The organism is Paenirhodobacter sp. YD-8 (assembly GCF_056590935.1).
The window spans coordinates 3,475,679-3,501,030 of the sequence record NZ_CM152649.1 but is presented as its reverse complement, the minus strand read 5'-3'; the positions used below and the strand labels follow the sequence as shown (position 1 = coordinate 3,501,030).

Here is a 25,352-nt window from a genome sequence, read left to right as displayed (position 1 = left end):
CGACACGGGCAGGCGGGTTCCCGAGGAAGCGGAGACGAGACGATGGCATTGCTTGTGGTCGATGACGACCCGATCATCCTGCGACTGATGGACGGGGTCCTTTCCTCTCTCGGTTACGCGGATGTGCAATATGCAATGAGCGGCGAGGAGGCGCTGCAGAAGATCGGCCGTTCGGGCGATCTGTTCAGCACCTTCCTGCTCGACATCAAGATGCCGGGGATGGACGGGATCGAGCTTGTCCGCCACATCCGCGCCAATCCGCTGCACCGGCGCACGCCGATCCTGATGCTGACCTCGGTCACCGAGAAGCCGTTCATCGACGCGGCCTTCGCCACCGGCGCGACCGATTACATCACCAAGCCGATCGAGGTGCAGGAACTGGGCGCGCGGCTGCGCGTGGCGCAGGCGCTCTACTCCGAGCAGCAGCGGGCCGCCGATTCGGTGAAGGCGGCGCAGGCGCTGCGCTCGGAAATCGACAGCCTGCAGCAGGGCCAGGCCGTGCCCTTCGAGCTGGCCGATCCGATCACGCTTTACGATGTGCCGCGGGTCATCAACGCGCTCGCCATGGAAAACTACCTGCACCGGCTCAGCCGCCTGCGCCGCTTCATGGTGGCGGCGGTCGGCTTCCAGATCCGCCGGGTGGAAAGCCTCTATTCGATGAGCAGCCCGTCCGAGTTCCGCGGCATCCTGACCGATGTCGCCGAGGCGGTGTTCGAGAACCTGCGCCATCTCGAGGTGATGATCACCTATTACGGCAACGGCAGCTTCGTCGCCGTCCTGCCGCGGGTGAACGACATCGAGCGCGAGGATCTGGAAGTGGCGCTTGGCATGACGCTGGCGGAATTCGGGCTGACGATCGATTGCGGTCTGCCGATGAACGTCTCGGTCTCGGTGGGCGAGCAGGTCCATACCTCGATGTTCGACACGAGCCCGAAGGACCTGATTGCGAAGACGATCTCGCAGGCCTACGCTCAGACGCGGACGCGGTCCGGCGCGCTGCAGCAGTTCCGCGGCCTGTTCAACTGAGGACCCCTTTCGCAAAGGCGACGATCATGCCTGCCCCCTCCTTCCCCGGTCCGATGCCTGCACCGCTGGCGAAGGCGCTGGCGGAGGCGCGGGCGCAGTTCACCGAGCGTCTGGTGCCGCAGATCGTCGAGGTCGAGCGGTTGCAGGCGGCGCTCGATGATCCGGCGCAGGCGGCCGAGGCGATCGGCGCGCTTGCCTTCCTGGTCCACAAGATCAGCGGCGTCGCGGCCACGGTCGGCTTTCCCGAACTTGGAACCCGCGCGGCCGAGCTGGACGGGCAGCTGCAGCGCCTGCTGCGGATGCCGCAGCCGAAGGTGCCCGCGGGGCTGGCCGCGATGCTCGATCCGCTGATGGATCTGATGGAAGCCGCGGCCTTCGACGACTGACCCGCTTTCCTCGCCGCCGCGCGATCCCCGCCGCCCGCACCCCGTGCCGGCGGTTTTCGTCTGTCCGAGAAGGTGCTGCGGTGGGGGGCGTCCGAAACGAAACGCCCGCCCGCGGAGGAACCGCTGGGCGGGGCGGAGGTCGGGACGGGGGATCAGAGCGGCAGGGCGACGCGGAAGGTGGTGCCCTTGCCGGTCTCGGTCGAGAAGGTGATCTCGCCGTCGAGCTTGTCGATGATGGTCTTCACGATGCTCAGCCCCAGCCCCGAGCCCGACACCCGCGAGCGGTTCGGGGCCTCGGATTTGGTGAAGCGGCTGAACAGCTTGTCGCGCAGCTGCAGCGGAATGCCGGGGCCGTGATCGCGCACGTAGATCACGCCGCAGCCCTGCTCGCGGCGTGCCCAGATCTCGATCGTGCCGCCCGGCGCGGTGACCTTGGCGGCATTCGACAGCAGGTTCGACAGCACCTGGGCAAGCCGCACCGGCTCGGCCCGGGCGATGACGTCGGGCATGGTGCCGCCGTCGACGAAGCTGACGCCCAGATGCGCGCCATAGCCGCGATGCGCCTCGATCGCGTTGCGCACGAGGGCGCTCAGATCGACGGGCTCGCTTTCCATCTCGAAACTGTCCTGGCCGATCTCCTCCATGTCGAGGATGTCGCGGATCAGGCCGAGCATCCGCTCGCTGTTGTTCGCGGCGATGGTGATGAGCGAATGGGCCTGTTCGGAGAGCGCACCCACGGCGCCGGCCTTCAGCAGTTCGAGCGCGCCCTTGATGCTGGTCAGCGGTGTGCGCAGCTCGTGGGTGATGACCGAGAGCAGCTCCTTGCGGTCGCGCTCGGCCTTCGCCTGTTGCGAGATGTCACGCAGGATCAGCAGGATGCGATGTTCGCCGGTCTCCGTGGTGATGGCATAGGCCTGCGCCTCGCAGGTGCGTGCGCCGTGTTCCGACTGGAACAGGGCCGAGCCCTTGCCGTCGCTCTCGACCATGCGGAAGAGCGCGTCGATCACCTCCTGTTCGGCCATGTAATTGGTGTCCGACATGGTGCGTGTGCCGATCTCGCCCAGGCACCAGCCCTGCTCCTGCAAGGCGAAGTCGTTCATGAAGCACAGGGTCTGGGTGGCGGCGTCGACGACATAGACCGCCTCGCGCATCATGTTGAAGGCCGAGGCGATCATGTGTTCCATCTGGGTCAGCCGGGTGCCGGTGACCTCGAGGTGAATCGCCACGTTGCGCCGGTTGCGGCCATCGGGGTCGCGCACCGGAATGATGACACAGCGCGTGGCCAGAAGGCGGCCGTCGGCGGCGCGCAGTTGCGGCGCGCCCGACCAGATCCGGCCGCGGCCGGTGGTCTCGCGGATCTCGTCATTCAGCCGGCCGTCCTCGTCGACATAGACCCGCTCTGCGGCCATGCCGATCAGAGCGGCGCTCGGGTAGCCGACCGCGTGCAGGAATCTCTCGCTGACCTCGCAGATCCGGCCATCCGGGCCGGATACGATGACCATGGCATTGCCGTCCATCACCTGACCCGCACCTCCGTGCTCGCTTTGGGGAAGCGCGGCGATGGCCTCCTCTGCCCGGGCTGCACCTCCTTTCAGCGACGCAAGCGCCGTCCTGGAGAAAGCCCCGAGCACAGCCGGGACGGCAAGTCGAACAGACTGTTCCATCGTCAACAAAACCCCATCAATGATCTGCCCCTGAATTTCAGCCGCCGGCTGTCGGACCGCGTCACGGCCCGATTGCACAGACAGGAAGCTCAGGGCGGCATCGTCCTAATCGCGGTTAACAAATCTATCTCATCCAATTGGTCCGGGACTAAGGATAGAACCGGTCGAAATCGTGGCGCTGCGCCGCTTTTTCGACGCGATTGCCGCGAGGGGAGGCGGGGAGGGGCTCAGGCGTCCTTCCAGGCCGGCAGCGCGAAGACCAGCGTGCTGCCCCGTCCGATCCGGCTCTCGGCGCGGATCCAGCCGCCCTGCAGCCGCACCAGGTCCTTGCAGATCGCCAGGCCGAGGCCGACGCCCTGGTTGCGGCGGGTGGTGCCGGTGCCCTCGGTCACCTGCGCGAAACGGTCGAAGATCACCGTGAGCTTGTCCGCGGCGATGCCGATGCCGGTATCCTCGACGCGGAACACCACCATGTCGCCCTGCCGTTCGTTGCGCACGGTGATCGAGCCGTGATCGGTGAACTTCAGCGCGTTGCCGAGCAGGTTGGTCAGGATCTGGCGCAGCCGCGTCTCGTCGGCGGCAACCGGCAGGTCGGTCATCTCGCAGCGCAGCTCGAGATGCTTCTCGGCGGCCATCGACTGCATCTGGTCGACCACCGATTGCGTCACCCGCAGGCTGTCGACGCGCGTGGTCTCGATGCGGATGGTGTTCGCCTCGATCCGCGCAAGGTCGAGCATGTCGTCGATCAGCGTCTGCAGCTGCACCCCGGCGCTGCGGATCCGGTCGGAGAACGAACGGATGTCGGTGCGATAGGCGTCGAACAGCCGCCGCAGCGAAGGGTTGTCCTGTGCCTCGAGCAGCTTGTGCAGCGTCACGTAGGAGGGCAGGCGGTCCGAGTTGTAGATGAAGCTGTTGAAGCCGGTGACGACGGTCAGCGGCGTGCGCAGCTCGTGGCTGATGATGTTCAGGAACTGGGTCTTGGCTTCGTCGGCCTGCTCGGCCTGGCGCAGCGCGGCATAGAACTGCGTCACATCGGCGGCGGTGCCGATGTAGCCGCGGAAGCTGCCGTCCTTGGCGAAGACCGGCTTGCCGCTGGTGCGGATCCAGGACTCGCGGTCGGGGTGGAAACGATAGCTGTAGACCACGTCCTTGAAGGGTTCGTGCCGCTCCATCGTCTCGCGCAGGGCGACCAGGCTCTCGGCCTCGGGGCTGCCGTCGCGCTCGACCAGGAACTCGATCCGGGCGCGGCCGATGAAATCGGCGGGGTCACGCCCCATCGCCCGGCGGAAACCCTCCGAGAGATAGGTGAAGTGCAGGTTCTCGTCCTGCTCCCAGAACCATTCGGTGCTGATGTCGGCGACATCGCGGAAGCGGCTTTCGGCGGCGTCGCGTTCGGCCAGCGCGGCGCGCAGCTCGGCGTTCGAGGTCTCGATCTGGCGCTGGTGGCGGCGCAGGTCGGTCAGCTCGATGCGGAACATCACCAGCCCGTTTTCCGAGGTGCGGCGGGTGAAGTAGCGGAACCACAGGTCGCCGTCATAGCAGACCTCGAGTTCCGAGGTCTCGGCGTGCAGGTTGTCGAGCACCTCCTGCGGGTCGGTGACCGGCCGGCCACCGATCAGCATTTCCTTCGAGATCGCGGCGCGCCGGTCGACCAGTTCGGCAAGCTTGCGGCCTTCCTTCAGCGCGCGCTGCATGCCGGGCAGCATGTTGCCCGAGACGCGGTTGAACATGATCAGCCGGTCCTCGGCGTCGAACAGCCAGAAGCCCACCGGCAGCGCGTCGATGGCGTCGAACAGGCGCTGTTCGGCCAGCTGCGCGCGCTGGCGGCTGTGCAGCAGTTCGGTGATGTCGTTCAGCACCGCGACGCGGCCACCGGTCGGGGTTTCCTGCTCGAGGATCTGCAGCCAGTGGCCGTTGCTGAGCTCGAGCTCGAAACGGCTGGCCTTGTGATCGCCGCGGGCGAGGTGCTTGGCAAGCCAGGCCTCCTCGTGCCCGATGGCATCGGGGAAGATGCCATGACGAAGCCCCTCGCGCAGGATGCTTTCGAAGGTCGCTCCCTTGACGATGGCGCCGCCGGCGGGGCCGTGGATTTCCCGGTAGCGCTCGTTGCAGATCTGCAGCCGGTCGTTGCGGTCGTACAGCACGAAGCCCGACTGCAGCACGTTCACCGCAGCGCGCAGCTGCGCCGCGCTTTGCCAGTTCGCGGCGCGCAGCCGGTTCAGGTACCAGGCCATGGCGAGGGTGACGATCATCGCGATCCCGGTCAGCAGCCGGTTGCGTTCGGTCTGCGCGGGGGTCGCGTCCCAGCCGGCCACGGGCAGCAGGGCGATGGTCCAGATCGAGGAGGGCAGGCGCAACTGCTGGATGGCCGGTCCACGGGCGAAGATCGCGTTGTCGCCATAGATCGTGCGCTCGTCGCCCAGCATGTTGTGGGCGCGGATGGTCATCTGGTATTCAGCGGTGAACTCGTCGAGACCGAGCTCGCGCAGGAACTTGTCCTTGTCGAAGACGATCGAGGCGATGGCCCAGAGCTGCCCCGCGTCGCCGTCGTCGCCCAGGAGGAAGACCGGTTCGCGCAGGATGAAGCCCTGCGTGCCCTGCAGCAGCGTGATCGGGCCGTCGAGCGCCGATTTTCCGGTGCGGCCGACGCGATCGAGCACGGCGCTTTGCCGCGGCACGTTGCGCAGGTCGGTGCCGATCAGGCCCTCGTTCTCGTCTTCCGGATAGACATGGGTGATGCGCTTGTCGCGCACCAGCGCCATGTTGACGACGGACGGGTCCTCGAGCCGGATGCCGGACGAGAGCCGCGCGAACTCCTGCTCAGAGATGTCGGGCCGCAGCGCCACCGCCGCGGCGATTCCCCGGGCGAAGAGTTCCTTGCGGTTCACCGCCTCGTGGATGCGCTCGGTGAGCTTGGTCTGCGCGGCATAAAGCCCCGACATCTGCTGATCTTGCGCCGCAAGCCGCGAGAATCGTTCGAGGTTGTAGGACAGCGACACGAACGCGAGCATGATGGCGACATAAGTCGCCAGCTCGATCATCAGGTTGATCCGTCTGATGCGGTTCTTGTCGGGCATCATTCTTTTCTTTTTCGCGCTCGCCGTCGCCGACACTATCGCGCGACTGTCACACAATTATTCCGGCGGCGCCAGAGCGGACTACACGCTATGCGCGAGTTCTGTCCTTCCTGCAACAGATTGATGGAAGGGATCAATTCGCCAGCACCCGGCGGAAGCGGGCAAGCGCGACGGCCAGCGCCACCGCGGCCATCAGCGCCATCGCCGCCATCTCCGGCGCGACCAGACCAAGCCCCGCACCGCGGTAGAGAACCGACTGGGTGAAGGCCACGAAATGCGGCGCCGGGCTGATCAGCTGCATCAGCAGGCGCAGCCACTCGGGCATGGATTCCATCGGTGTCATGCCGCCCGAAAGCAGGATCATCACGATGATGACCGGGATGATCAGCAGCCCGAACTGCCCCATCGTGTGGGTGAAGGTCGACAGCAGCAGCCCGATCGAGGCGACGGCGATGACATAGATCGCGGTGCCCGCGATGAAGAGCGGCAGCACGCCTTGCGCCAGTGGCACCCCGATCAGCCACTGGATGACCACCAGCAGGCTGAAGACGGAGGCCCCGAGAATCACGGCGCCATTCGCGAGGATCTTTGAGAAGACGATCTCATGCGGGCGCACCGGCATCACCAGGACATGCTCGATCGTGCCATGCTCGCGCTCGCGGATCAGCGAGGCGCCGGCGAGGATCAGCGTCAGGATGGTGACCGAGTTCATCAGCTGCATCACCGAGGTGAACCATTTCGAGGTCAGGTTCGGGTTGAAGCGGTTGCGGAACACCACATCGACAAGCGAGGCGGTCGAGCCGTTCGGGGTGAAGAAGGACGTGAGTTCGCCCGCCAGCAGCTCCTGCATGAAGGCGGCGCCATTGCCGGCATGGGCCACAGCGGTCGCATCCACGTCGATCGAGAGCGTCGCCGCGTGGCCGGACAGCAGGTCGCTTTCGAACTTCGGCGGAACGGAGACGACGAGGATGTAATCGCCATATTTCAGCGCCTGTTCCGCCTGCGCCGGGGTCAGGCTCACCGGATGCTTGAACAGCGGCGGCTGGATCGCATCGGTGAGCCGGTGCGACAATGTGCTCTGGTCCTCGTCGACCACGGCAACGGCGAGATCGTTGATCTCGGTCGAGATCGCGTCGGCCACCATGTAGGTGGCCACGGTGAAGACGTAGAAGATCAGCACCAGCATCACCGTGTCGCGCCGGATCGCGCGAAGCTCCTTGCCGGTCAGGCGCAGGGTGTTGAGCAGGCTTCGCCACATCGGTTCAGGCCTCCTGCTTGCGCAGCGCAAAGACCGCCGCGACGATGTAGAGAAGGGCGAAACCGGCGATCGCCAGGGTGTTGGCGCCGATATCGGCCCAGCCGAACCCTTTCAGGAAGGTGCCCATCGCCACCGTCTGATACCAGGCGCCGGGGAAGGCGAGGCCAAGGGCATGGCCGCTCGGCTGCAGCGAGGAGATCGGCACGATCAGCCCGGAGAAGTTCACCGTCGGGATGATCGTGATCACCGCGACGGCAAACACCGCCGAGACCTGGGTCTTGGTGAAGGAGGAGATCAGCTGGCCGATCCCGGTGGTGGCGATCACGTAGAGCAGCGTCACCGCCGCCAGCGCGACGAGCGAGCCGGTGAAGGGCGGCCGGAACAGCACCATGCCGAGCGCGAAGAGCATCCAGAAATTGAGCGTCGCGATCACGATGTAGGGGATCTGCTTGCCCAGCAGAAACTCGATCTTGCGGATCGGGGTGGAGCGGAAATTGGCGATGGTGCCGGTCTCGACCTCGCGCACGACACCGATCGCCGACATCACCGCCGGGATCATGATCAGGATCAGCATCACCACCGAGGGCATGATCGCATTGGTGCTCTTGAACGCCTGATTGAACAGGTAGCGCGTTTCGATCGAAACGCCCGTGCTGTCGGCGCTGCCGTTCTCGCGCGCATAGATTTCGGAGAAATAGGTCAGCAGGCCAAGGGCATAGCCGCGTGCGGTCTCGGCGCGGAAGGGCATCGAGCCATCGATCCAGAGCGAGACCTCGGGCACCTTGCCCTGATGCAGTTCGCGCCCGAAGCCATTCGGGATCTCGAGTGCGACGGTCAGATCGCCCTTGCCCATGCGGGCGGTCATGTCGCCGGTGCCGGTCAGCGGTGTCTCCTCGCCGTACTGGCGGATCGCGCTGAACTGCTCGGTCAGGCGCCGGCTTTCCGGGGTCTGGTCCTGATCGAGCACGGCAAAGGACAGGTCGTCGACATCGAAGGAGATGCCATAGCCCACGGTGATCAGCAGGATCACCGGCCCCATCAGCGCGAAGAACAGTCGGATCGGATCGCGCACGAGTTCCAGCGTCTCGCGCCAGGTATAGGCCCACAGCCGCGTCAACGACTGGCGCAGCGGGCTGCGCGGGCTGCGGGCGCCGTCGAAATCGGTGTTGCCCGCCGCGGGTTCGGGGCCAAGCGCGTCCTGCAGGAAGCCGATGAAGGCCTCTTCCAGCGTCTGCGCGCCGCGGCTCTCGACCAGCTCGGCGGGCGCGCCCACGGCCAGCACCTTGCCCGCATGCATCAGCGAGATCCGGTCGCAGCGCGCCGCCTCGTTCATGAAATGGGTCGAGATGAAGATCGTCACGCCCTTGTCGCGGCTGAGCGAGATCAGCTTGCGCCAGAAGGCATCGCGCGCCACCGGGTCGACGCCCGAGGTCGGCTCGTCGAGGATCAGGATCCGCGGCTCGTGGATCGTGGCCACCGCAAGCTGCAACCGCTGGCGGATGCCGAGCGGCAGGCTCTCGGGCATCTCGCGGGCGATCTCGTCCAGCTCGAATTCGGCCAGCACCTCGCTCACCCGCGCCGCGCGCCGCTCGGGCGCCACGCCATAAAGCTTCGCGTGCAGCTCGAGGTTCTGACGCACCGTCAGCTCGGTATAAAGCGAGAAGCTTTGCGACATGTAGCCGATGCGCAGCCGCGCCTGCATGTCGGAGTTCTTCAGTGCCTCGCCGAACAGCCGGGTCTCGCCCTCGGTCGGGTCGAGGAGCCCCGTCATCATCTTCATCGTCGTCGTCTTGCCGCAGCCGTTCGAGCCGAGGAAGCCGAAGATCTCGCCCTCGGGGATCTCGAAGCTCACGTCCTCGACCGCGGTGAAGGCGCCGAAACGCTTGGTCAGGTGCCGCGCCTCGATCGCCGGGGCCTTGTTTTCGCTGATGACCCGCGGGCGCAGCTCGACCGGCTTGTGGCCGGCGCGCTCCTCTTCGGGCAGAAGGCGGATGAAGGCCTCTTCCAGCGTGTCGGCCCCGGCCTGCGCGCGCAGCTCGGCCGGCGTGCCTTGCGCGATCACCTTGCCGTCGTCCATCGCGGCAAGCCAGTCGAAGCGCTCGGCCTCTTCCATGTAGGCGGTGGCGACGATCACGCTCATCCCGGGCATGCGGGCGCGGATGGAGTCGATCAGTTCCCAGAACTGCCGGCGCGACAGCGGGTCGACGCCGGTCGTCGGTTCGTCGAGGATCAGCAGGTCCGGGTCATGGATCAGCGCGCAGCACAGGCTGAGCTTCTGCTTCATGCCGCCCGACAACTTGCCCGCCGGCCGGTCGGGGAAGGGGGCAAGCCCCGTCGCCTCGAGCAGCATCTTGCTGCGCGCGGCGCGCTCCTCGGCCTTCTGGCCGAACAGCCGGCCGAAGAAGTCGAGGTTCTCCTGCACCGTCAGCGTCGGGTAGAGGTTGCGGCCAAGGCCCTGCGGCATGTAGGCGATGCGCGGCGCCGTCGCCTGCCGGGCGGCGGCCTGCGCCATGTCCTGACCAAGCACCGTGACCTTGCCCGCCTGCAGCTTGCGCACCCCCGAGACGAGGGCGAGCAGGCTTGACTTGCCGACGCCGTCCGGTCCGATCAGCCCGGCCATGCAGCCCGCCGGGATCCGCAGCGTCACCCCGGCAAGCGCGGCGGTCGCTCCGTAGCGGTGGCTGACAGCCTCGAGTTCCGCGGCAAAGCCCATGACCGGCCTATTGCGGCAGCTTGACTTGAAGGTTCGCCGGCCACTCGGCCTCGGGGCTGGTGCGGACATAGCCGATGCCGCGCACGCCGACCTTCACCTGCTGCTCGAACTTCTCGAGCAGCTCCTTCGGGATCGTCAGCTTGACGCGGAACACCAGCTGCTCGCGCTCTTCCTGCGTCTCGACGCTCTTCGGCGTGAACTGCGCCTCGGGGGCGATGAAGGTGATCTTCGCCGGCACCACATATTGCGGGATCGGGTCGAGGATCATCCGCGCCTCGTCGTTGGTGGCCAGCGTGCCGACCACCGTCGCCGGCAGATAGAGGTTCATGTAGACGTCGGTCAGATCGAGCAGCGTCGCCACCGGCGTGCCGGCGGCGATCACCTCGCCCGGTTCGTGCAGCCGGTATTCGACCCGCCCGCGCAGCGGCGCGCGCACCGTCAGATCGTCGATCGCCACCTTGACCTGTTCGACGCTGGCCTCTGCCGCTGCGATCAGCGCGTCGCCATTCGAGACCTGCGCCTGCGCCGCGGCAAGCGCCGCCTTCGCGGTCTCGAGCGCGTTCGTCACGTCATCCAGCACGCTTTGCGCGGCGTGGCCCTCGGCATGCAGGGTGACGGTGCGGTCATAGGTGGTCTGCGCGACCGAGAGCGCGCTTTGCGCCTGCGTCACCGCGGCCTGTGCCTGCTCCTTCGCCGCCTTCGCCTGCAGCACCGAGGCCTCGGCGGCCAGCAACTGCGCCTGATAGGAGCGGTCGTCGATCTTCGCGATCACCTCGCCCGCCTCGACGATCTGGCCCTCGTGCACGTCGACCTCGGTGATCCGGCCGGCGTATTTCGGTGCGACATCGACGCTTTGCGCCTCGATCCGGCCGTTCGAGCTGGCGATCGCCGTCTCGGCCTCGCGCAGCCCGAGCCTGACCAGCAGACCATCGAAAAACCCGCCGGCCAGCGCCGGGCCGGGCAGGGTGACGCCGAGGCAGGTGCAGACGAGAACGGCCCGGGCCAGCGACACCTGTTTTGCACGGATCATGCACGACCTCCTTGCGGAACGCGCCCCGGGGAGGCGGGGCCGGCCGGCGGGACGCCGGCATTGCGGTTGTGCGCAGGCTGCCGCGAAAGCCGGCCCCTGTCAACGCGGGGGTGCGCTCTGCGCGCTGTTCCGTCGCGACAAAATCCGATATTTTTCAATTTATTGACAAGTTCCTTGCACGGGGCGGGAACCGTGGCGGCAATCCGCGTGTTCTTGGCCCGCGCGCTGCGATATGCTGCCGCGGTCGGGGCGTTGCCCCCGTCGTGATCCCTGCGGAGCCCCGCCCGATGCTGAAATCCCCCTCGCAGAGCGCCAGCTTCTTCACGCTGGTGGTGCTGGTCTCCGTCGCCTTCATCTGGCTGCTGCTGCCCTGGTACGGCGCGGTGCTCTGGGCGGTGATCCTGGCGCTCCTGTTCCGGCCGCTGCAGGTCTGGCTCGAGCGCCGCTTCGGCGGGCGCCGGTCGCTGGCGGCGCTGGTCAGCGTCGCGGCCTGCATCTGCATCGTGGTGATCCCGGGGGTGGTGATTCTCGGGGCGCTCGCGCGCGAGGCCTCGGCGCTCACCACCTCGATCAGCAGCCGCGAGCTCGACCCGGCGGCGCTGCTCGACCAGGTGCGCGCGGCATTGCCGCCGGCGGCGCGGCGGGCGCTTTCGGCGCTGAACCTTGGCGATTTCGGCGATGTGCAGTCTGGTGTCACCAGTTTTCTCGAGACCGCGAGCCAGACCATCGCCACCCGCGCCTTCACCATCACCCAGGGCACGGCACAACTGTTCGTCGGCTTCGGCGTGATGCTCTACCTGCTGTTCTTCCTGTTCCGCGACGGGCCGGCGCTTTCCGCCACGATCCGCCGCGCCAGCCCGCTCAGCGATCGCCACACCGAGAAGCTGATCGAGGAGTTCGAGGCGGTGATGCGCGCCACGGTGAAGGGCAACATCATCATCGCGCTGATCCAGGGCTCGATCGGCGGGCTGGCCTTTGCCGCGCTCGGCATCCGCGCGGCGCTGCTCTGGGGCGTGCTGATGGCGGTGCTGTCCCTGGTGCCGGCGGTGGGCGCGAGCCTCGTGTGGTTGCCGGTGGCACTTTACCTGCTGATTTCGGGCGAGGTGCTGCGCGGCGTCGCGCTGATGCTGATCGGCATGCTGGTGATCAGCCTCGTGGACAACTTGCTGCGCCCGCCGCTGGTCGGCAAGGGCACGCGGCTGCCCGATTACCTCGTGCTGCTGTCGACCGTGGGCGGGCTGACGCTCGTCGGGGTGAACGGCTTCGTCGTCGGCCCGCTGATCGCGGCGCTCTTCGTCGCGGTCTGGGCGCTCTACATGCACGACCGAAGCTCGGACGGCGGGCTTACTCCGCCGCCTTCTTCCGGGCCATGACCCGGCGCAGCATGCCCAGCAGACCGAGCCCGATCGAGATCGAGCTGCCAAGCGATTCGATCCGGCCCTCGACGCCGGCGACGGTGCCTTGCGTCTCCGACAGCGCGCGGGCGCGGGCGATCTCCTCCATCTCGGTCAGCGCCGTCATCTCGGCCGAGCCGGGCTCGCTCAGCGCGTAGAGCAGCAGCCCGATGGCGACAATCAGGTAGCCGCCCGCCAGCACACCGGTGGCACCAAGTTCGCCCAGCGACGGCACCAGTGCCAGATAGAGTGTGCGGGTGGCGAAGCCCGCCGCGACGATCAGCGCCGCCACGGCGAGGGTGCCCGCAAGCGCGCGGCGGATCATCTGCTTCAGCAACAGCCGGCGCCGCATCAATGCGACGCGGGCATAGAACTTCGTCGATTCGAATCCGGTCATGATCCCTCCTCAGCGCAGCTGGCGCCCGATCACCACGCCAAGCGCCAGCCCGACGCCAAGCGCGGCAAGGGCCGTCAGCTTCGGGAATTTCTCGATCTCGCCCGACATGTCGTCAAGCGTGTCGCCGATGGTTTCCATCAGCGCCTCCATCCGCGCGCTGTCGCCGATCTCGCCGGCGGTGTCGCGCACCGTCTCGGCCGCCTTGCGGGCCGTGGCCGCCTGCGTGGCGACATGGGCGTCAAATTCCGCACGCAGCTGGGCAATTTCGTCCTTGAGGCTCATCGTCTGCTCCCTTCTCCGGTTCCGGGGCTCGGTCCCGATCAAGCGCCGGAAATGCCCGTTCGGCAAGACCCTGCGTCATTTCGGCCCGCCCCGCAGGCCGAACGCGAGCCGGGCCGGGTCTGTTCCCGCGGGGCGTGAAAACCCGACCCGATCGGTCGATTTTGTTGCGGGGCCAGCGGGGCTGGGCTATCAAGGCGCATGATCACGCAGAAGATGAAATATGCGCTGAAGGCGCTGATGGTGCTGGGCGACGAGAAGGCCGCCGAGGGCAAGGCCCTGCGCATCGAGGAGATCGCGACGCGCTCGGGCGCGCCGAAGCGCTTCCTCGAACACATCCTGCTCGAGCTGCGCAACGGCGGCTACATCGCCTCGACCCGCGGCCGTTCGGGCGGCTATGCGCTGATCAAGGAGCCGGCTCAGGTGCCGATTTCCGATCTGTTGCGGATGATCGACGGGCCGATCGCGCCCTTGCCCTGCCTCTCGCGCAAGGCCTACCAGCGCTGCGACGACTGTTCCGACGAGGAAAGCTGCCGGATCCGGCGCGTCTTCGCCGAACTCTACTGGTCCTATCTCGTGCTGATCGAATCGCTCACGCTCGAGGACATGCTGCACGCCACGCCGATGGCGCAGAAGATCCTGGCACAGCCGCTGCCGCCGGGCTGATCCGCCAAGCCGCTGAAAGACCATTGCGCCCGGGCTGCCCTTGCAGTCCGGGCCTGTCTTTTTGCGCCGGGGAATAAATTTCCAAAATCTCGATGAAATAAGACGAGATTTTTCCGTTGCAAATAACGACAATCTCTGTCGTGATAAGCGTGAATGGGCCAGAAGCCCAGCACGACAGGAGGGAAGCATGTTCAGGACGATCCAGTTCGCCGGCCGTCTCAGCGCTCAGGGCCAGCTCGTGGAGGCGCATCCCGACGGGCGCGTCACCATCACCACCGGCCGCGAGACCCTCACCGGCTTTCCGGTGAACCTGGTGCGGGCGGCGCGCACGACCATCACCGCGCTGGCGCTGGCGCTCGCGGCCCTTGCCGCCGCGCCCCATCCGACGCAGGCGGCCGAGACGCTGCTCAACGTCAGCTACGATCCGACCCGCGAGTTCTACCGCGATTACGACAAGCTGTTCTCCGACTGGTGGGTTGCCCAGGGGCACGAGGCGGCGAAGGTCGAAGTCTCGCACGGCGGCTCGGGCGCGCAGGCGCGGGCGGTGATCGACGGGCTCGATGCGCAGGTCGTGACCCTCGCGCTCGCCTCCGACATCGACAAGATCGCCGCCGCGGGCAAGCTGCCGGCCGACTGGCAGGGGCGTCTGCCGCATAACTCCTCCCCCTATACCTCGACCATCGTCTTCCTGGTGCGCGAGGGCAATCCGAAGGGCATCCACGACTGGGGCGACCTGGTGAAGGACGGCGTCGAGGTCATCACCCCGAATCCGAAGACCTCGGGCGGGGCGCGCTGGAACTACCTGGCCGCCTGGGCCTGGGCCGAGAAGAACGGGCAGGACCCGAAGACCTTCGTCGGCGATCTCTTCCGCCATGTCCCGGTGCTTGATACCGGCGCGCGCGGCGCGACCACGACCTTCGCGCAGCGCGGCATCGGCGATGTGCTGCTGGCCTGGGAGAACGAGGCCTGGCTGGCCGAGAAGCAGCTTGGCGAGGATGCCTTCGACATCGTCGTGCCCTCGGTCTCGATCCTGGCCGAGCCGCCGGTCGCGGTGGTCGACGCCAACATCAAGACCGATGCGCAGCGCGACCTGGCCAATGCCTATCTCGAGCACCTCTACAGCCCCGAGGCGCAGGCGCTCGCGCTCAAGCACTTCTACCGCGCCTGGGACAGCTCGAAGGCCGCGCCCGAGGATGCCGCCCGCTTCGCCCCGCTGCATCTGGTGACGATCGAGGACTTTGGCGGCTGGGCCAAGGCGCAGCCCGAGCACTTCGGCGACGGCGGCACCTTCGACCAGATCTATTCCGCGAAGTGAGGCCGTCATGCGCATCGTCGCGAAATCCCCGATGCCCGGCTTCGCGCTCAGCGCGGGGCTGGTGCTCAGCCTGCTGAGCCTGATCGTGCTTCTGCCCATCGGCGCGCTGCTCGTGCGCGGCGCGGGGATGGGACTGTCCGATCTCACGGCGGCGATCTCGGGCGAGCGGGTGCGCTCTGCGCTCCTGCTCTCCTTCCGCTCGGCGCTGATCGCCGCGGCCTTCAACCTCGTCTTCGGCGTGCTCGTGGCCTGGGTGCTGGTGCGCTACCGCTTCCCCGGCCGGCGCCTGATCGACGCCGCGATCGACCTGCCCTTCGCCCTGCCGACGGCGGTCGCGGGCATCGCGCTCACCGCCCTTTACGCGCCGAACGGCGTCTTCGGCCAGATCGCGGCCGAGGCCGGGCTGCGCATCGCCTATGCGCCCCCGGGCATTCTGGTGGCGCTGGTCTTCGTCGGTCTGCCCTTCGTCGTGCGCACCGTGCAGCCGGTGATCGCCGAGGTCGACCGCGAGGTCGAGGAGGCCTCGGCGACGCTCGGCGCCTCGCGGCTGACGACGCTGCGCCGGGTGGTGGCGCCGGTGCTGATGCCGGCGGCACTCACCGGCTTTGCCCTCGCGCTGGCGCGGGGGGTGGGCGAATACGGCTCGGTCATCTTCATCGCCGGCAACCTGCCGATGAAGACCGAGATCGCGCCGCTGCTGATCGTCATCCGGCTCGAGGAATTCGACGTCGACGGCGCCGCCGCGATCGGCATCGCCATGCTCGGCATCTCCTTCGCCATGCTTCTGCTCATCAACGCGGTCCAGGTCTGGAGCCGCCGGAGGATCGGTCATGTCTGATGCCGCCCATCTTGCCCCGCCCCGCCCGGCGCGCCGTTTCCGTGCCGCGACCGAGGAGCCGGCGTTCCTGCGCCGTGCCCTGATCGGCCTTGTGCTCGCGCTGCTGGCGGTGCTGCTCTTCGCCCCCCTCGTCACCGTCTTCGGCGAGGCGCTGTCGCAGGGCGCGGGCGCCGCCCTGACCGCGCTGGCCGAGCCCGAGGCACAGGCCGCGATCCGGCTGACGCTGCTGGTCACGGCGCTGTCGGTGCCGCTGACCGCCGTCTTCGGCCTGGCTGCCGGCTGGGCGATCGCGCGCTTCGACTTTCCCGGCAAGGCGGTGCTCATCACCCTCATAGACCTGCCGTTCTCGGTCTCGCCGGTGGTGGCGGGGCTCTGCCTCGTGCTGCTCTTCGGCGCGAATACCACGCTGGGCGGCTGGCTGGTGGGGCAGGGGATGCCCGTCGTCTTCGCCCTGCCGGGGATCGTGCTGGCCACCGTCTTCGTCACCTTCCCCTTCGTCGCGCGCGAGATCCTGCCGGTGATGGTCGAGCAGGGCCGCACCGAGGAAGAGGCCGCGCTCAGCCTCGGCGCCTCGGGCTGGCGGATGTTCTTCACCGTGACGCTGCCCAATATCCGCTGGGCGCTGATGTATGGCGTGCTGCTCGCCACCGCCCGCGCCATGGGCGAGTTCGGCGCCGTCGCCGTCGTGTCGGGCAAGATCCGCGGCGTCACCGCCACGATCCCGATCGCGATCGAGATGCTCTACAACGAGTATCTCACCGTCGCCGCCTTCTCGCTTGCAGGGCTGCTCGCCGTGCTGGCGCTCTTCACCCTCGCCCTCAAGACCGCGCTCGAATGGCGTCATGCCGATGCGCTGTCGGCCAACCGCCGCGCCTGAAAGGAGCCTGCCATGCATATCGAGATCGACGAGATCGCCAAGACCTTCGGCCGCACCGCCGCGCTGCAGCCGGTGTCGCTGTCGATCCCCTCGGGGGCGCTGGTGGCGCTGCTCGGCCCCTCGGGCTCGGGCAAGACGACGCTGCTGCGCATCCTCGGCGGGCTCGAGTTTCCCGAATCCGGCCGCGTGCTCTTCGACGGGCAGGACGCGACGGGGATGACGATCCAGGAGCGCCGCGCGGGCTTCGTGTTCCAGAACTACGCGCTCTTCCGCCACATGACGGTGTTCGAGAACATCGCCTACGGGCTGAAGGCGCGGCCGCGCGCGCTGCGCCCGGAGAAGGAGGAGATCGCGCGGCGGGTGACGAAACTCCTCGATCTGATCCGTCTGCCCGAGATCGGCGGGCGCTATCCGGCGCAGCTGTCGGGCGGGCAGCGGCAGCGCGTGGCCCTGGCGCGCGCGCTGGCGATCGAGCCGCGGATGCTGCTGCTGGACGAGCCCTTCGGGGCGCTTGACGCCAAGGTCCGCAAGGAACTGCGCCACGGCCTGCGCGAGATCCATGACACCACCGGGCTGACCACGATCTTCGTCACCCACGATCAGGAAGAGGCGATGGAGCTCGCCGACCTCGTGGTGGTGATGTCGATGGGCCGGATCGAGCAGGTGGGCCGCCCGGCCGATCTGCGCGCGCGTCCCGCCTCGGCCTTCGTGCGCGAGTTCCTGACCGCCTGAGGAGGGGCAGATGGACGCGATCGACCGCCGCATCCTGCGCGAGTTGCAGATCAACGCCGCCCTGCCGATCGCCGAGCTTGCCGACCGCGTCGGCCTGTCGCAAAGCCCGTGCTGGCGGCGGGTGCACAAGCTCGAGGAGGCCGGCGTCATCGCCGGCCGCACGATCCGGGTGGCGCCCGAGGCGCTCGGCCTCGGGCTCACCGTCTATGTCGAGGTGACCGCGCTCGACCACACGCCGGCGTGGCGCGCAGCCTTTCTGGCGGCGCTCGAGCCGATCCCCGAGGTGATGGAGGTGCTGCGCCTTGGCGGCGCGGCCGATTACCTGCTGCGCGTCGTCACCGCCGACATGGCAAGCTATGACGCGCTCTACCGGCGCCTGACCGAGGCCGTGCCGATGCGCGCCGTCACCTCGCGCTTCGTGATGGAGCGGCTGCTGAGCCGGCCGAGCCTGCCGCCTCAGCCGAGCTGAGCGACCAGCGCCAGAAGAAGCGCGATCTCGGCCATCTGCTCGCCGGCGCCCAGAACGTCGCCGCTCTGCCCGCCGATCTTCGCGCGGGCAAGCAGGCCGACGCCGAGCGTGGCCAGCGCCGCGGCCAGCAGGGCCAGCGCGGTGCCCGGGACCAGCGCCAGGATGGCCAGCCCGATCAGCAGCGCCGTCCCCACCGCCTCGCCCGGCACGCCGCGGGCCAGATGGCCCATGCCATCGGCGCGCGCGGGCGGCAGCGCCGCCATCAGCACCACGGGCGCGACGCGCGCGGCACCGGCCGTGACGATCAGCGCCGCGGCACCGTGCCCCGCCGCGGTCAGCGCCGCCAGCGCCTGCCAGCGCAGGCCGAGCGACAGGATCAGCGCGAGCGTGCCATAGGAGCCGATCCGGCTGTCGCGCATGATCTCGAGCCGTCGCGCCCGCTCGCGCCCGCCCCAGAAGCCATCGGCGACATCGGCGAGCCCGTCCTCGTGCAGCCCGCCGGTGGTCACGACCATCGACGCAAGCGCCAGCCCCGCCGCCAGCATCGGCGGCAGGCCAAGCGCGCCGGCCATGGCCAGCACCGCCGCCGCGACCAGCCCGACGGCGAGCCCCGCCAGCGGAAAGGCCCAGGCCGCCGTGCCGATCGCCGGCGCGGGCTCGGGCAGCCGCCCGGCCGGCAGCCGCGTCAGCAGCATCAGCGCCAGCTGTGCCTCGGCGACGCGGGCGCGGATCATGCCTCGCTGACCCCCGCCTCGCCGAAGGTCGCCATGCCGTTGTGGCATTCGAGCGCGGCACGCAGGATGCCAAGCGCAAGCGCTGCGCCCGAGCCCTCGCCAAGGCGCATGTCGAACTCGACCACCGCCGTCTTGCCGATCGCGGCCAGCAGCCGCCGGTGCCCGGGCTCGGCCGAGGCATGGCCGACGAGGCAATGGTCAAGTAACCGCGGGTCGGCGGCATAAAGCGTCGCCGCCGCGGCGGTGCAGATGAAGCCGTCGAGAATCACCGGAATCCGTGCCGCCCGCGCCGCCAGCACCGCGCCGCAGATCGCCGCCTGCTCGCGCCCGCCAAGGCGCGCGAGCGTCGTCATCGCGTCCTTGCCGCCATGGAGCCGCAGCCCCGCCTCGATCGCCGCGATCTTGCGCCTGATCCCCGCATCGTCCGAGCCGGTGCCGGGCCCGACCCAGTCGGCCGGCGTCGCGCCGAAGAGCGCCGAGGCGAGCGCCGCCGCGATCGTCGAATTGCCGATGCCCATCTCGCCGAGGATCAGCACATCGGCCGTGGGATCGACCGCCGCCGCGCCGCGGTTCATCGCATCAAGCGTCTCGGCCTCGGTCATCGCCGGGCCCTGGGTGAAATCGGCGGTGGGATGATCGAGATCGAGCGCGACGACGCTCAGCTCGGCCCCATTGACCCGGCACAGCTGGTTGATCGAGGCGCCGCCGGCCTCGAAATTCGCCACCATCTGCTTCGTCACGTCCTGCGGATAGGGGTTCACCCCCTGCGCGCAGATGCCGTGGTTGCCGGCAAAGATCACCGCCTGCGCCTTGGCGATGCGCGGCCGGTCGGTGCCGCGCCAGCCCGCCATGAAGATCGCCAGATCCTCGAGCCGACCCAGCGACCCCGGCGGCTTGGTCAGGCTGTTCTGCCGCGCCAGCGCCGCAGCGCGCGCGCCCTCGTCCACGGCCGGCAGCGTGTCCGCCAGTGCGGCGATTTCGGCAAGCGATTGGAATGTCATCATTTCACCTTCATCGGCAGGCCGGCCACGGCGAAGATCACCTCATCCGCCACGGCCGCGACCCATTGGTTGAGAAGCCCCGCGGCATCGCGGAACTCGCGGGCAAGCCGGTTCTCGGGCACGATGCCCAGACCGACCTCGTTCGTCACCAGAACCACCGGCGAGGTCTGCCGGGCAAGTGCCGCGCACAGATCGCGCCCCGCCGCCTGCCAGTCGTGCCCGCCGAGCATCTGGTTCGTCAGCCACAGCGTCAGGCAATCGACCAGCCGCGGCGCGCCATCGGTCGCGGCCAGCGCGCCGACGAGGTCGAGCGGCTCCTGCACCGTCCGCCACTCGGCGCCGCGCCGGGCCTGATGCGCCGCGATCCGGGTTTCCATCTCGCCGTCGAAGGCCTGCGCGGTGGCGATGTAGACGGCCGGCGTGCCGAAGCCGAGGGTGCGGCCCTCGGCGATCGCGCTCTTGCCCGAACGCACGCCGCCGGTGATCAGGATGGTCTGGCTCATGGTTTCTCTTGTCCCCCGCCCGGCTTCAAAGCAGAAACGGCGCAGCCGCGAAAGGAGAAATGCGAGATGTTCGCCGAGGGGATGCGCGAGCTGGTCTTCATCCGTCATGCGCCCGCGCGCCATGGCGGCTGTCTGGCCGGCCGCCGCGATGTGCCGGCCGATCTGCCCGACGTGGGCACGCTTGCCGCGCTGCGCGCCGAGCTGGGGGCGCTGCGCGTCGTCGCCTCGCCCGCACTGCGCTGCCGGCAGACCGCGGCGGCACTCTGGCCGGACGTGGCGCCCGAGACCGACCCGCGGCTGTGGGAGCAGGATTTCGGCGATTGGGAAGGCCTGCCCTTCGCCGATCTGCCCGACATCGGCACGCTCTCTGCGTCTGAACTTGCCGCGCACCGCCCGCCGCGCGGCGAAAGTTTTGCCGATCTGTGTGCCCGCGCCACCCCGGCGATTGCGGCGCTGGCGGCGGGCGAGGGGCGGGTGGCCGTCGTCGCCCATGCGGGCATCGTGCGCGCGGCGCTGGCGCTCGCCACCGGATCGGTGCCCGGCGCGCTGGCCTTTCAGGTGGCGCCGCTGTCGCTCACCCGGCTGCTGGCGCTGCCCGGCGGCGGCTGGTCGGTGGCCGGCGTGAACCGGGTTTGCGGATGAGGGGAAGCCTGCACGTCCCGGGCCATTTCGGCGAGTTCCTGCAGGGCCGGCTTGGCCCCGACGGGCCGGTGGCGCTGATCACGCTGCCCTGTCCGTCGCTCGGCGTCGTGGCGCAGGCCAGCGGCGGGCGGGGGCTGATGCTGCACGGCGGACCGCCGCCGGGGCAGGCGCGCGCGCTGCTCGCCCGGCTTGGCCTGCCGCTGCCCGGCCGTGTGGCGCTGCGCCCGCTCGCGCCGCCCGGCATGGGCACCGGGGTTTCGACGGCTGCGCTGGTGGCGCTCGCCCGGCTTGCGGGCTGGCAGGGCCCGCCCGAGGGGCTCGCCCGCGCCTGCGTCGCGGCCGAGGGCGCCTCGGACCCGCTGATGTTCGCGTCTCCCGCGCGGCGTCTGTGGGCCTCGCGCGAGGGGCGGACGGTGGCGCACCTGCCGGCGCTGCCGCGGTTCCATGCAATCGGCGGTTTCTGGGGCCCGCCGCGCCGGACCGAGCCGCGTGACGCGGGCTTCCCCGACATCGCCGACCTCGCCCGGCTCTGGGCCCGGGGCGGCGATCTGCCCACCCTGGCGGCACTCGCCAGCGAAAGCGCGCGCCGCACCCTTGCGCTGCGCGGGCCCGTGGGCGATCCCTCGGCCGAGATCGCCCGCGCCCTTGGCGCCGCCGGATACGCGATCGCCCATACCGGCGCCGCCCGTGCCTTCCTCTTCGTGCCGGGCACCCTGCCCGCGGGCGCAGGGGCGGTGCTGCGCGCCGCGGGCCTTACCGGCATCCGCCGCTTCACCGGAGGAGAGAGATGAGTTTTGCCGCGATGATGCTGGTCGCCTGCGCGATCGACCTGGCGTTCGGCTGGCCCGACGCGCTGTTTCGCCGCATCGGGCACCCTGTCACCTGGCTTGGCGCGCTGATCGCGACGCTTGACCGGGGGCTGAATATCGAGGGCACGGCACGTCGCGCCCGTGGTGTCCTTGCGGCACTCTTCACCATCGCCCTTGCGGCGGGGGCGGGGGCGGTCGCACAGGCGCTGCTGCCGGCGGGGCCGCTCGGCATCGTGATCGGCGGCGTGCTGGCCTGGCCGCTGGTCGCGATCCGCTCGATGCACGACCATGTCGCCGCGGTCGCCCGGCCGCTGGTCGCCGGTGACCTCGGCGCCGCGCGGCGGGCGGTGTCGATGATCGTCGGCCGCGATCCCGCGGCGCTCGACGAGGCGGGCGTCGCCCGCGCGGCCCTTGAAAGCCTGGCCGAGAACAGCTCGGACGGGATCACCGCGCCGCTGTTCTGGGGCGTGGTGGCGGGGCTGCCGGGGATCGCCGCCTACAAGGCGATCAACACGCTCGATTCGATGATCGGCCACCGCACCGCGCGGCACGAGGCCTTCGGCTGGGCCGCGGCGCGCATCGACGATGTCGCGAACCTGATCCCGGCGCGGCTGACCGGGGTCATCTTCGCTTTGGTCTCGCGCATGCCGGGCCGCGCGCTTGCGGTGATGGCGCGCGACGCCCGCGCGCATCGCTCGCCCAATGCCGGCTGGCCTGAGGCGGCGCTTGCCGGGGCGCTTGGCGTGCGGCTGTCCGGACCGCGGATCTATGGCACCACCGTCGCGGCCGAGCCCTGGCTGAACAGCACCGCCCCCGATCCGGCGCCGCTTGACCTTGCCCGCGGCCTTGCGCTTTACCGCCGGGCGATGGCGGGGCTCGGGCTTCTCCTCGCGGCGGCGGCAGTCTGGGGGATCTGATGCGCGATCACGGTGGCAATCTGGATGCGGCGCGGGCGCGCTTTGGCGGCACCGACTGGATCGACCTCTCGACCGGCATCAACCGCGAGCCCTATCCGCTGCCGCCGCTGCCGCCCGAGGTCTGGACGGCGCTGCCCACGGCGCCGGCGAAGGCCGCGCTGCTTGCCGCCGCGCAGGCGGCCTTCGGCACGGCTGCTCCCGGGGTGGCGCTGGCCGGCGCGCAGGCGGCAATCCAGATGTTGCCGCGCCTTGGCCCGCCCGGCCGCGCCCGGGTGCTGGCGCCGACCTATAACGAGCATGCCGCGCAGCTGCGCGCCGCCGGCTGGCAGGTCGAGGAGGTGGCGCGGCTGACGGACCTCGCCGGTGCCGATCTGGCCGTGGTCGTCAACCCGAACAACCCCGACGGCCAGACCCACGCACCCGCCGATCTGCTGGCGCTGTCGGGCGCCGTCGGTCGGCTGGTGGTCGACGAAAGCTTTGCCGACCCGGTGCCGGGGCTGTCGGTTGCCGCCCATGCGGGCACCGATGGGCTGACGGTGCTGCGCTCCTTCGGCAAGTTCTGGGGCCTTGCCGGGGTGCGCCTCGGCTTCGTCTTCGCCGATGCCACGACGATCGCCGCGCTCGAGGCCGCGGCCGGGCCCTGGCCGGTCTCGGGCCCCGCGCTCGAGATCGGCCGGATCGCGCTTGCCGATGCGCCCTGGCGCGCGGCGACCATCGCCCGGCTCGAGGCCGAGGCCCTCCGCCTCGATGCGCTGGCGCAGGGCGCGGGCTGGTCGCTCGTCGGCGGCACGGCGCTGTTTCGCACCTATGCCACCCCCGATGCACCGGCGGCGCAGGAGGGCCTTGCCCGCGAACGGATCTGGTCGCGGATCTTCCCCTGGTCACCCACCTGGCTGCGCCTTGGCCTGCCGGGCGGCGCGGCGGAATGGGGCCGCCTGAGCGCAGCCCTCGCCCGCTAGCGCGCGAGGGCGAAAAGCCCGCCCACGTCGAGATGTGCCTCGACGTGATCGGCGAGCGCCTCGAGCGCCGCCTCGACCCCGGCCTCGTGCCCGCGCCCCGAGGCGGCAATGCCCAGCCCGCCGAGGAAGGCCGCGCGGAAGTCGTCGGCGGCAAAGAGCCCGTGCAGATAGCTGCCGCTCACCCGCCCGTCGGCCGAGATCGCGCCCTCCGCCGCGCCGGCAATATCGGCGAAGGGGCGGGCGCGGTCCGGCCCTTCGGTGCGGCCGATGTGGATTTCATAGCCCTCGACCGCCAGCCCGGTGCCCGCATGACGCGCCGAGACCCGGCTCAACCGCTTCTCTGGCGTCATCACCGTGGTCACGTCGAGAAGGCCCAGCCCGGGGCTTTCGCCCGCGGGCCCCTCGATCCCCTCGGGATCGGCGATCACGCGGCCCAGCATCTGATACCCGCCGCAGATGCCCAGAACAGCGCCGCCGCGGCGCAGATGGGCGGCGAGGTCGGTGTCCCAGCCCTGCGCGCGCAGGAAGGCGAGATCCCCGCGCGTCGATTTCGTGCCGGGCAGGATCACCAGCCGCGCATCGCCCGGGATCGGCTCGCCCGCGCGCACCATCACCAGCTCGACCTCCGGCTCGGCCGCAAGCGGGTCGAGATCGTCGAAATTCGCGATCCGCGAGAAGGTGAGGCAGGCGATCTTCACTCCGCCCGAGGCCGGGCCCGAGGCCAGGTCGAGTGCATCCTCGGCGGGCAGGCGATGCGCCGCGGAGAACCAGGGCAGAACGCCGAAACCGGGCCAGCCGGTGCGCGTCTCGATGAAGCGATAGCCGTCGTCGAAGAGCTGAGGGTCGCCGCGGAACTTGTTCACCACAAAGCCGCGCACCAACGCCGCGTCGGCCGGGTCCAGCACCGCCTGCGTGCCGACGATCTGCGCGATCACCCCGCCGCGGTCGATGTCGCCGGCGAGCACCACCGGCACCCCGGCGGCGCGCGCAAAGCCCATGTTGGCGATGTCGTTCGCGCGCAGGTTCACCTCGGCCGGGCTGCCCGCGCCCTCGACGAGGACAAGGTCATGCGCCGCCGAGAGCCGGCCGAAGCTGTCGAGCACCGCCCCCATCAGCCCGGCGCGGAAGGTGGCATAGTCGCGCGCCCCGGTGACGGCGCGCCGCCGCCCCTGAACGATCACCTGCGCCCCGGTCTCGCTCTCGGGCTTCAGCAGCACCGGGTTCATGTCGGTGACGGGCAGAAGCCCCGCCGCCCGCGCCTGAAGCGCCTGCGCCCGGCCGATCTCGCCGCCGTCCGCGGTGACGGCCGCGTTGTTCGACATGTTCTGTGGCTTGAAGGGCGCGACGCTCAGCCCACGCCGCCGCGCCGCCCGGCACAGCCCGGCCACCAGCATCGACTTGCCGACGTTCGAGCCCGTGCCCTGGATCATCAACGCCGTCATCCCCGGACTCCCGCCGTCGCGCGGCCGAGAGTGCGGGAGCCTCCGGCGGAGGTATTTGGGGCCAAGAAGAATGACAGGACGGGGTTTCCAAGACGGCGTCGCGCCTCGGGCCGCCGGGGCGGGGGAGGCGCGACGCTTTCTTCCTGGGCGGTCATCGGGACCTCTCCCTGTACCGCAGATCGATTCTTGCAGGGCAAGGTTGAGATTTCCTTTTCTTCTTGGTC

The 25,352-nt window shown here is 69.4% G+C and carries 24 protein-coding genes; 13 read left to right on the top strand and 11 right to left on the bottom strand.

Features of this window, described 5'->3' with window-relative positions; translation table 11 throughout:
* Positions 1-42 precede the first annotated feature (42 nt).
* On the top strand, positions 43-1,026 hold the full coding sequence (locus AC0QTQ_RS16975; protein ID WP_121533647.1) for a response regulator: 984 nt from the start codon (positions 43-45) through the stop codon (positions 1,024-1,026).
* A gap of 26 nt (positions 1,027-1,052) precedes the next feature.
* The gene (locus tag AC0QTQ_RS16970; RefSeq protein WP_480257546.1) at positions 1,053-1,412 is read left to right on the top strand and encodes an Hpt domain-containing protein; all 360 of its coding nucleotides are present in this window, start codon (positions 1,053-1,055) and stop codon (positions 1,410-1,412) included.
* A gap of 152 nt (positions 1,413-1,564) precedes the next feature.
* Here AC0QTQ_RS16970 and AC0QTQ_RS16965 read toward each other — a convergent pair whose 3' ends face one another.
* The 5 genes from AC0QTQ_RS16965 to AC0QTQ_RS16945 form a co-directional block, all read right to left on the bottom strand.
* A complete protein-coding gene (locus tag AC0QTQ_RS16965) occupies positions 1,565-2,929 on the bottom strand; it encodes a PAS domain-containing sensor histidine kinase (RefSeq protein ID WP_480257545.1) in 1,365 nt (454 codons plus the stop codon).
* A 374-nt stretch (positions 2,930-3,303) separates the two neighbouring features.
* Complete coding sequence (locus AC0QTQ_RS16960; protein ID WP_480257544.1) at positions 3,304-6,153, bottom strand: sensor histidine kinase; 2,850 nt, start codon at positions 6,151-6,153, stop codon at positions 3,304-3,306.
* Between the two features lie 133 nt (positions 6,154-6,286).
* Positions 6,287-7,411 (bottom strand): ABC transporter permease, encoded by a 1,125-nt coding sequence (locus AC0QTQ_RS16955; protein WP_480257543.1) that lies wholly within the window; start codon positions 7,409-7,411, stop codon positions 6,287-6,289.
* A gap of 4 nt (positions 7,412-7,415) precedes the next feature.
* Positions 7,416-10,124: a ribosome-associated ATPase/putative transporter RbbA gene (gene rbbA, locus AC0QTQ_RS16950; RefSeq protein WP_480257542.1), complete on the bottom strand. Its 2,709-nt coding sequence runs from the start codon at positions 10,122-10,124 to the stop codon at positions 7,416-7,418.
* Between the two features lie 7 nt (positions 10,125-10,131).
* On the bottom strand, positions 10,132-11,154 hold the full coding sequence (locus tag AC0QTQ_RS16945; protein ID WP_480257541.1) for an HlyD family secretion protein: 1,023 nt from the start codon (positions 11,152-11,154) through the stop codon (positions 10,132-10,134).
* A gap of 287 nt (positions 11,155-11,441) precedes the next feature.
* Here AC0QTQ_RS16945 and AC0QTQ_RS16940 point away from each other — a divergent pair, with 287 nt between their 5' ends.
* Complete coding sequence (locus AC0QTQ_RS16940) at positions 11,442-12,527, top strand: AI-2E family transporter (protein WP_480257540.1); 1,086 nt, start codon at positions 11,442-11,444, stop codon at positions 12,525-12,527.
* On the opposite strand, the gene AC0QTQ_RS16935 is transcribed toward AC0QTQ_RS16940, so the two are convergent.
* Both AC0QTQ_RS16935 and AC0QTQ_RS16930 read right to left on the bottom strand, forming a co-directional pair.
* A complete protein-coding gene (locus AC0QTQ_RS16935; protein ID WP_480257539.1) occupies positions 12,499-12,945 on the bottom strand; it encodes a hypothetical protein in 447 nt (148 codons plus the stop codon). The genes AC0QTQ_RS16940 and AC0QTQ_RS16935 overlap by 29 nt on opposite strands.
* Before the next feature lie 9 nt (positions 12,946-12,954).
* Positions 12,955-13,227: a hypothetical protein gene (locus AC0QTQ_RS16930; RefSeq protein WP_480257538.1), complete on the bottom strand. Its 273-nt coding sequence runs from the start codon at positions 13,225-13,227 to the stop codon at positions 12,955-12,957.
* Between the two features lie 198 nt (positions 13,228-13,425).
* On the opposite strand from AC0QTQ_RS16930, the gene AC0QTQ_RS16925 reads away from it, so the two are divergent.
* From AC0QTQ_RS16925 to AC0QTQ_RS16900, 6 genes are all read left to right on the top strand, one after another.
* Entirely contained in the window at positions 13,426-13,890 is a 465-nt protein-coding gene (locus AC0QTQ_RS16925; RefSeq protein ID WP_480257537.1) for an RrF2 family transcriptional regulator, read from the top strand.
* Positions 13,891-14,077: 187 nt separating this feature from the next.
* Positions 14,078-15,205, top strand: coding sequence for a sulfate ABC transporter substrate-binding protein (locus AC0QTQ_RS16920; protein ID WP_480257536.1), 1,128 nt, complete (start codon positions 14,078-14,080; stop codon positions 15,203-15,205).
* Positions 15,206-15,212: 7 nt separating this feature from the next.
* Positions 15,213-16,043 carry a sulfate ABC transporter permease subunit CysT gene (cysT, locus tag AC0QTQ_RS16915; protein ID WP_480257535.1) on the top strand — a complete coding sequence of 277 codons (831 nt, stop codon included), beginning with the start codon at positions 15,213-15,215 and terminating at the stop codon, positions 16,041-16,043.
* The gene (gene cysW, locus AC0QTQ_RS16910) at positions 16,036-16,920 is read left to right on the top strand and encodes a sulfate ABC transporter permease subunit CysW (RefSeq protein ID WP_480257534.1); all 885 of its coding nucleotides are present in this window, start codon (positions 16,036-16,038) and stop codon (positions 16,918-16,920) included. The genes cysT and cysW overlap by 8 nt, the downstream gene beginning before the upstream one ends.
* Before the next feature lie 12 nt (positions 16,921-16,932).
* A complete protein-coding gene (locus tag AC0QTQ_RS16905) occupies positions 16,933-17,652 on the top strand; it encodes a sulfate/molybdate ABC transporter ATP-binding protein (RefSeq protein WP_480257533.1) in 720 nt (239 codons plus the stop codon).
* A 10-nt stretch (positions 17,653-17,662) separates the two neighbouring features.
* The gene (locus AC0QTQ_RS16900; RefSeq protein WP_480257532.1) at positions 17,663-18,121 is read left to right on the top strand and encodes an Lrp/AsnC family transcriptional regulator; all 459 of its coding nucleotides are present in this window, start codon (positions 17,663-17,665) and stop codon (positions 18,119-18,121) included.
* On the opposite strand, the gene cobS is transcribed toward AC0QTQ_RS16900, so the two are convergent.
* From cobS to cobU, 3 genes are read right to left on the bottom strand one after another with little or no spacing between them, the layout of a single operon-like run.
* Positions 18,109-18,855 carry an adenosylcobinamide-GDP ribazoletransferase gene (cobS, locus tag AC0QTQ_RS16895; RefSeq protein WP_480257531.1) on the bottom strand — a complete coding sequence of 249 codons (747 nt, stop codon included), beginning with the start codon at positions 18,853-18,855 and terminating at the stop codon, positions 18,109-18,111. The two genes, AC0QTQ_RS16900 and cobS, sit on opposite strands and share 13 nt — an antisense overlap.
* Positions 18,852-19,859 (bottom strand): nicotinate-nucleotide--dimethylbenzimidazole phosphoribosyltransferase, encoded by a 1,008-nt coding sequence (cobT, locus tag AC0QTQ_RS16890; RefSeq protein WP_480257530.1) that lies wholly within the window; start codon positions 19,857-19,859, stop codon positions 18,852-18,854. Before cobT ends, cobS begins: the two co-directional genes overlap by 4 nt.
* Positions 19,856-20,359 carry a bifunctional adenosylcobinamide kinase/adenosylcobinamide-phosphate guanylyltransferase gene (gene cobU / locus AC0QTQ_RS16885; RefSeq protein ID WP_113899923.1) on the bottom strand — a complete coding sequence of 168 codons (504 nt, stop codon included), beginning with the start codon at positions 20,357-20,359 and terminating at the stop codon, positions 19,856-19,858. Before cobU ends, cobT begins: the two co-directional genes overlap by 4 nt.
* Positions 20,360-20,425: 66 nt before the next feature.
* Between cobU and AC0QTQ_RS16880 the strand changes: the two genes are divergently transcribed.
* The 4 genes from AC0QTQ_RS16880 to cobD are packed head-to-tail and all read left to right on the top strand — an operon-like array spanning position 20,426 to position 23,686.
* Positions 20,426-21,001: a histidine phosphatase family protein gene (locus AC0QTQ_RS16880; protein WP_480257529.1), complete on the top strand. Its 576-nt coding sequence runs from the start codon at positions 20,426-20,428 to the stop codon at positions 20,999-21,001.
* A complete protein-coding gene (locus AC0QTQ_RS16875; protein ID WP_480257528.1) occupies positions 20,998-21,792 on the top strand; it encodes a propanediol utilization protein in 795 nt (264 codons plus the stop codon). The genes AC0QTQ_RS16880 and AC0QTQ_RS16875 overlap by 4 nt, the downstream gene beginning before the upstream one ends.
* Positions 21,789-22,727 carry an adenosylcobinamide-phosphate synthase CbiB gene (cbiB, locus tag AC0QTQ_RS16870; RefSeq protein WP_480257527.1) on the top strand — a complete coding sequence of 313 codons (939 nt, stop codon included), beginning with the start codon at positions 21,789-21,791 and terminating at the stop codon, positions 22,725-22,727. The genes AC0QTQ_RS16875 and cbiB overlap by 4 nt, the downstream gene beginning before the upstream one ends.
* Complete coding sequence (cobD, locus tag AC0QTQ_RS16865) at positions 22,727-23,686, top strand: threonine-phosphate decarboxylase CobD (protein ID WP_480257526.1); 960 nt, start codon at positions 22,727-22,729, stop codon at positions 23,684-23,686. The genes cbiB and cobD overlap by 1 nt, the downstream gene beginning before the upstream one ends.
* On the opposite strand, the gene AC0QTQ_RS16860 is transcribed toward cobD, so the two are convergent.
* Complete coding sequence (locus AC0QTQ_RS16860) at positions 23,683-25,128, bottom strand: cobyric acid synthase (RefSeq protein WP_480257525.1); 1,446 nt, start codon at positions 25,126-25,128, stop codon at positions 23,683-23,685. The genes cobD and AC0QTQ_RS16860 overlap by 4 nt on opposite strands.
* Between the last annotated feature and the right edge of the window lie 224 nt (positions 25,129-25,352).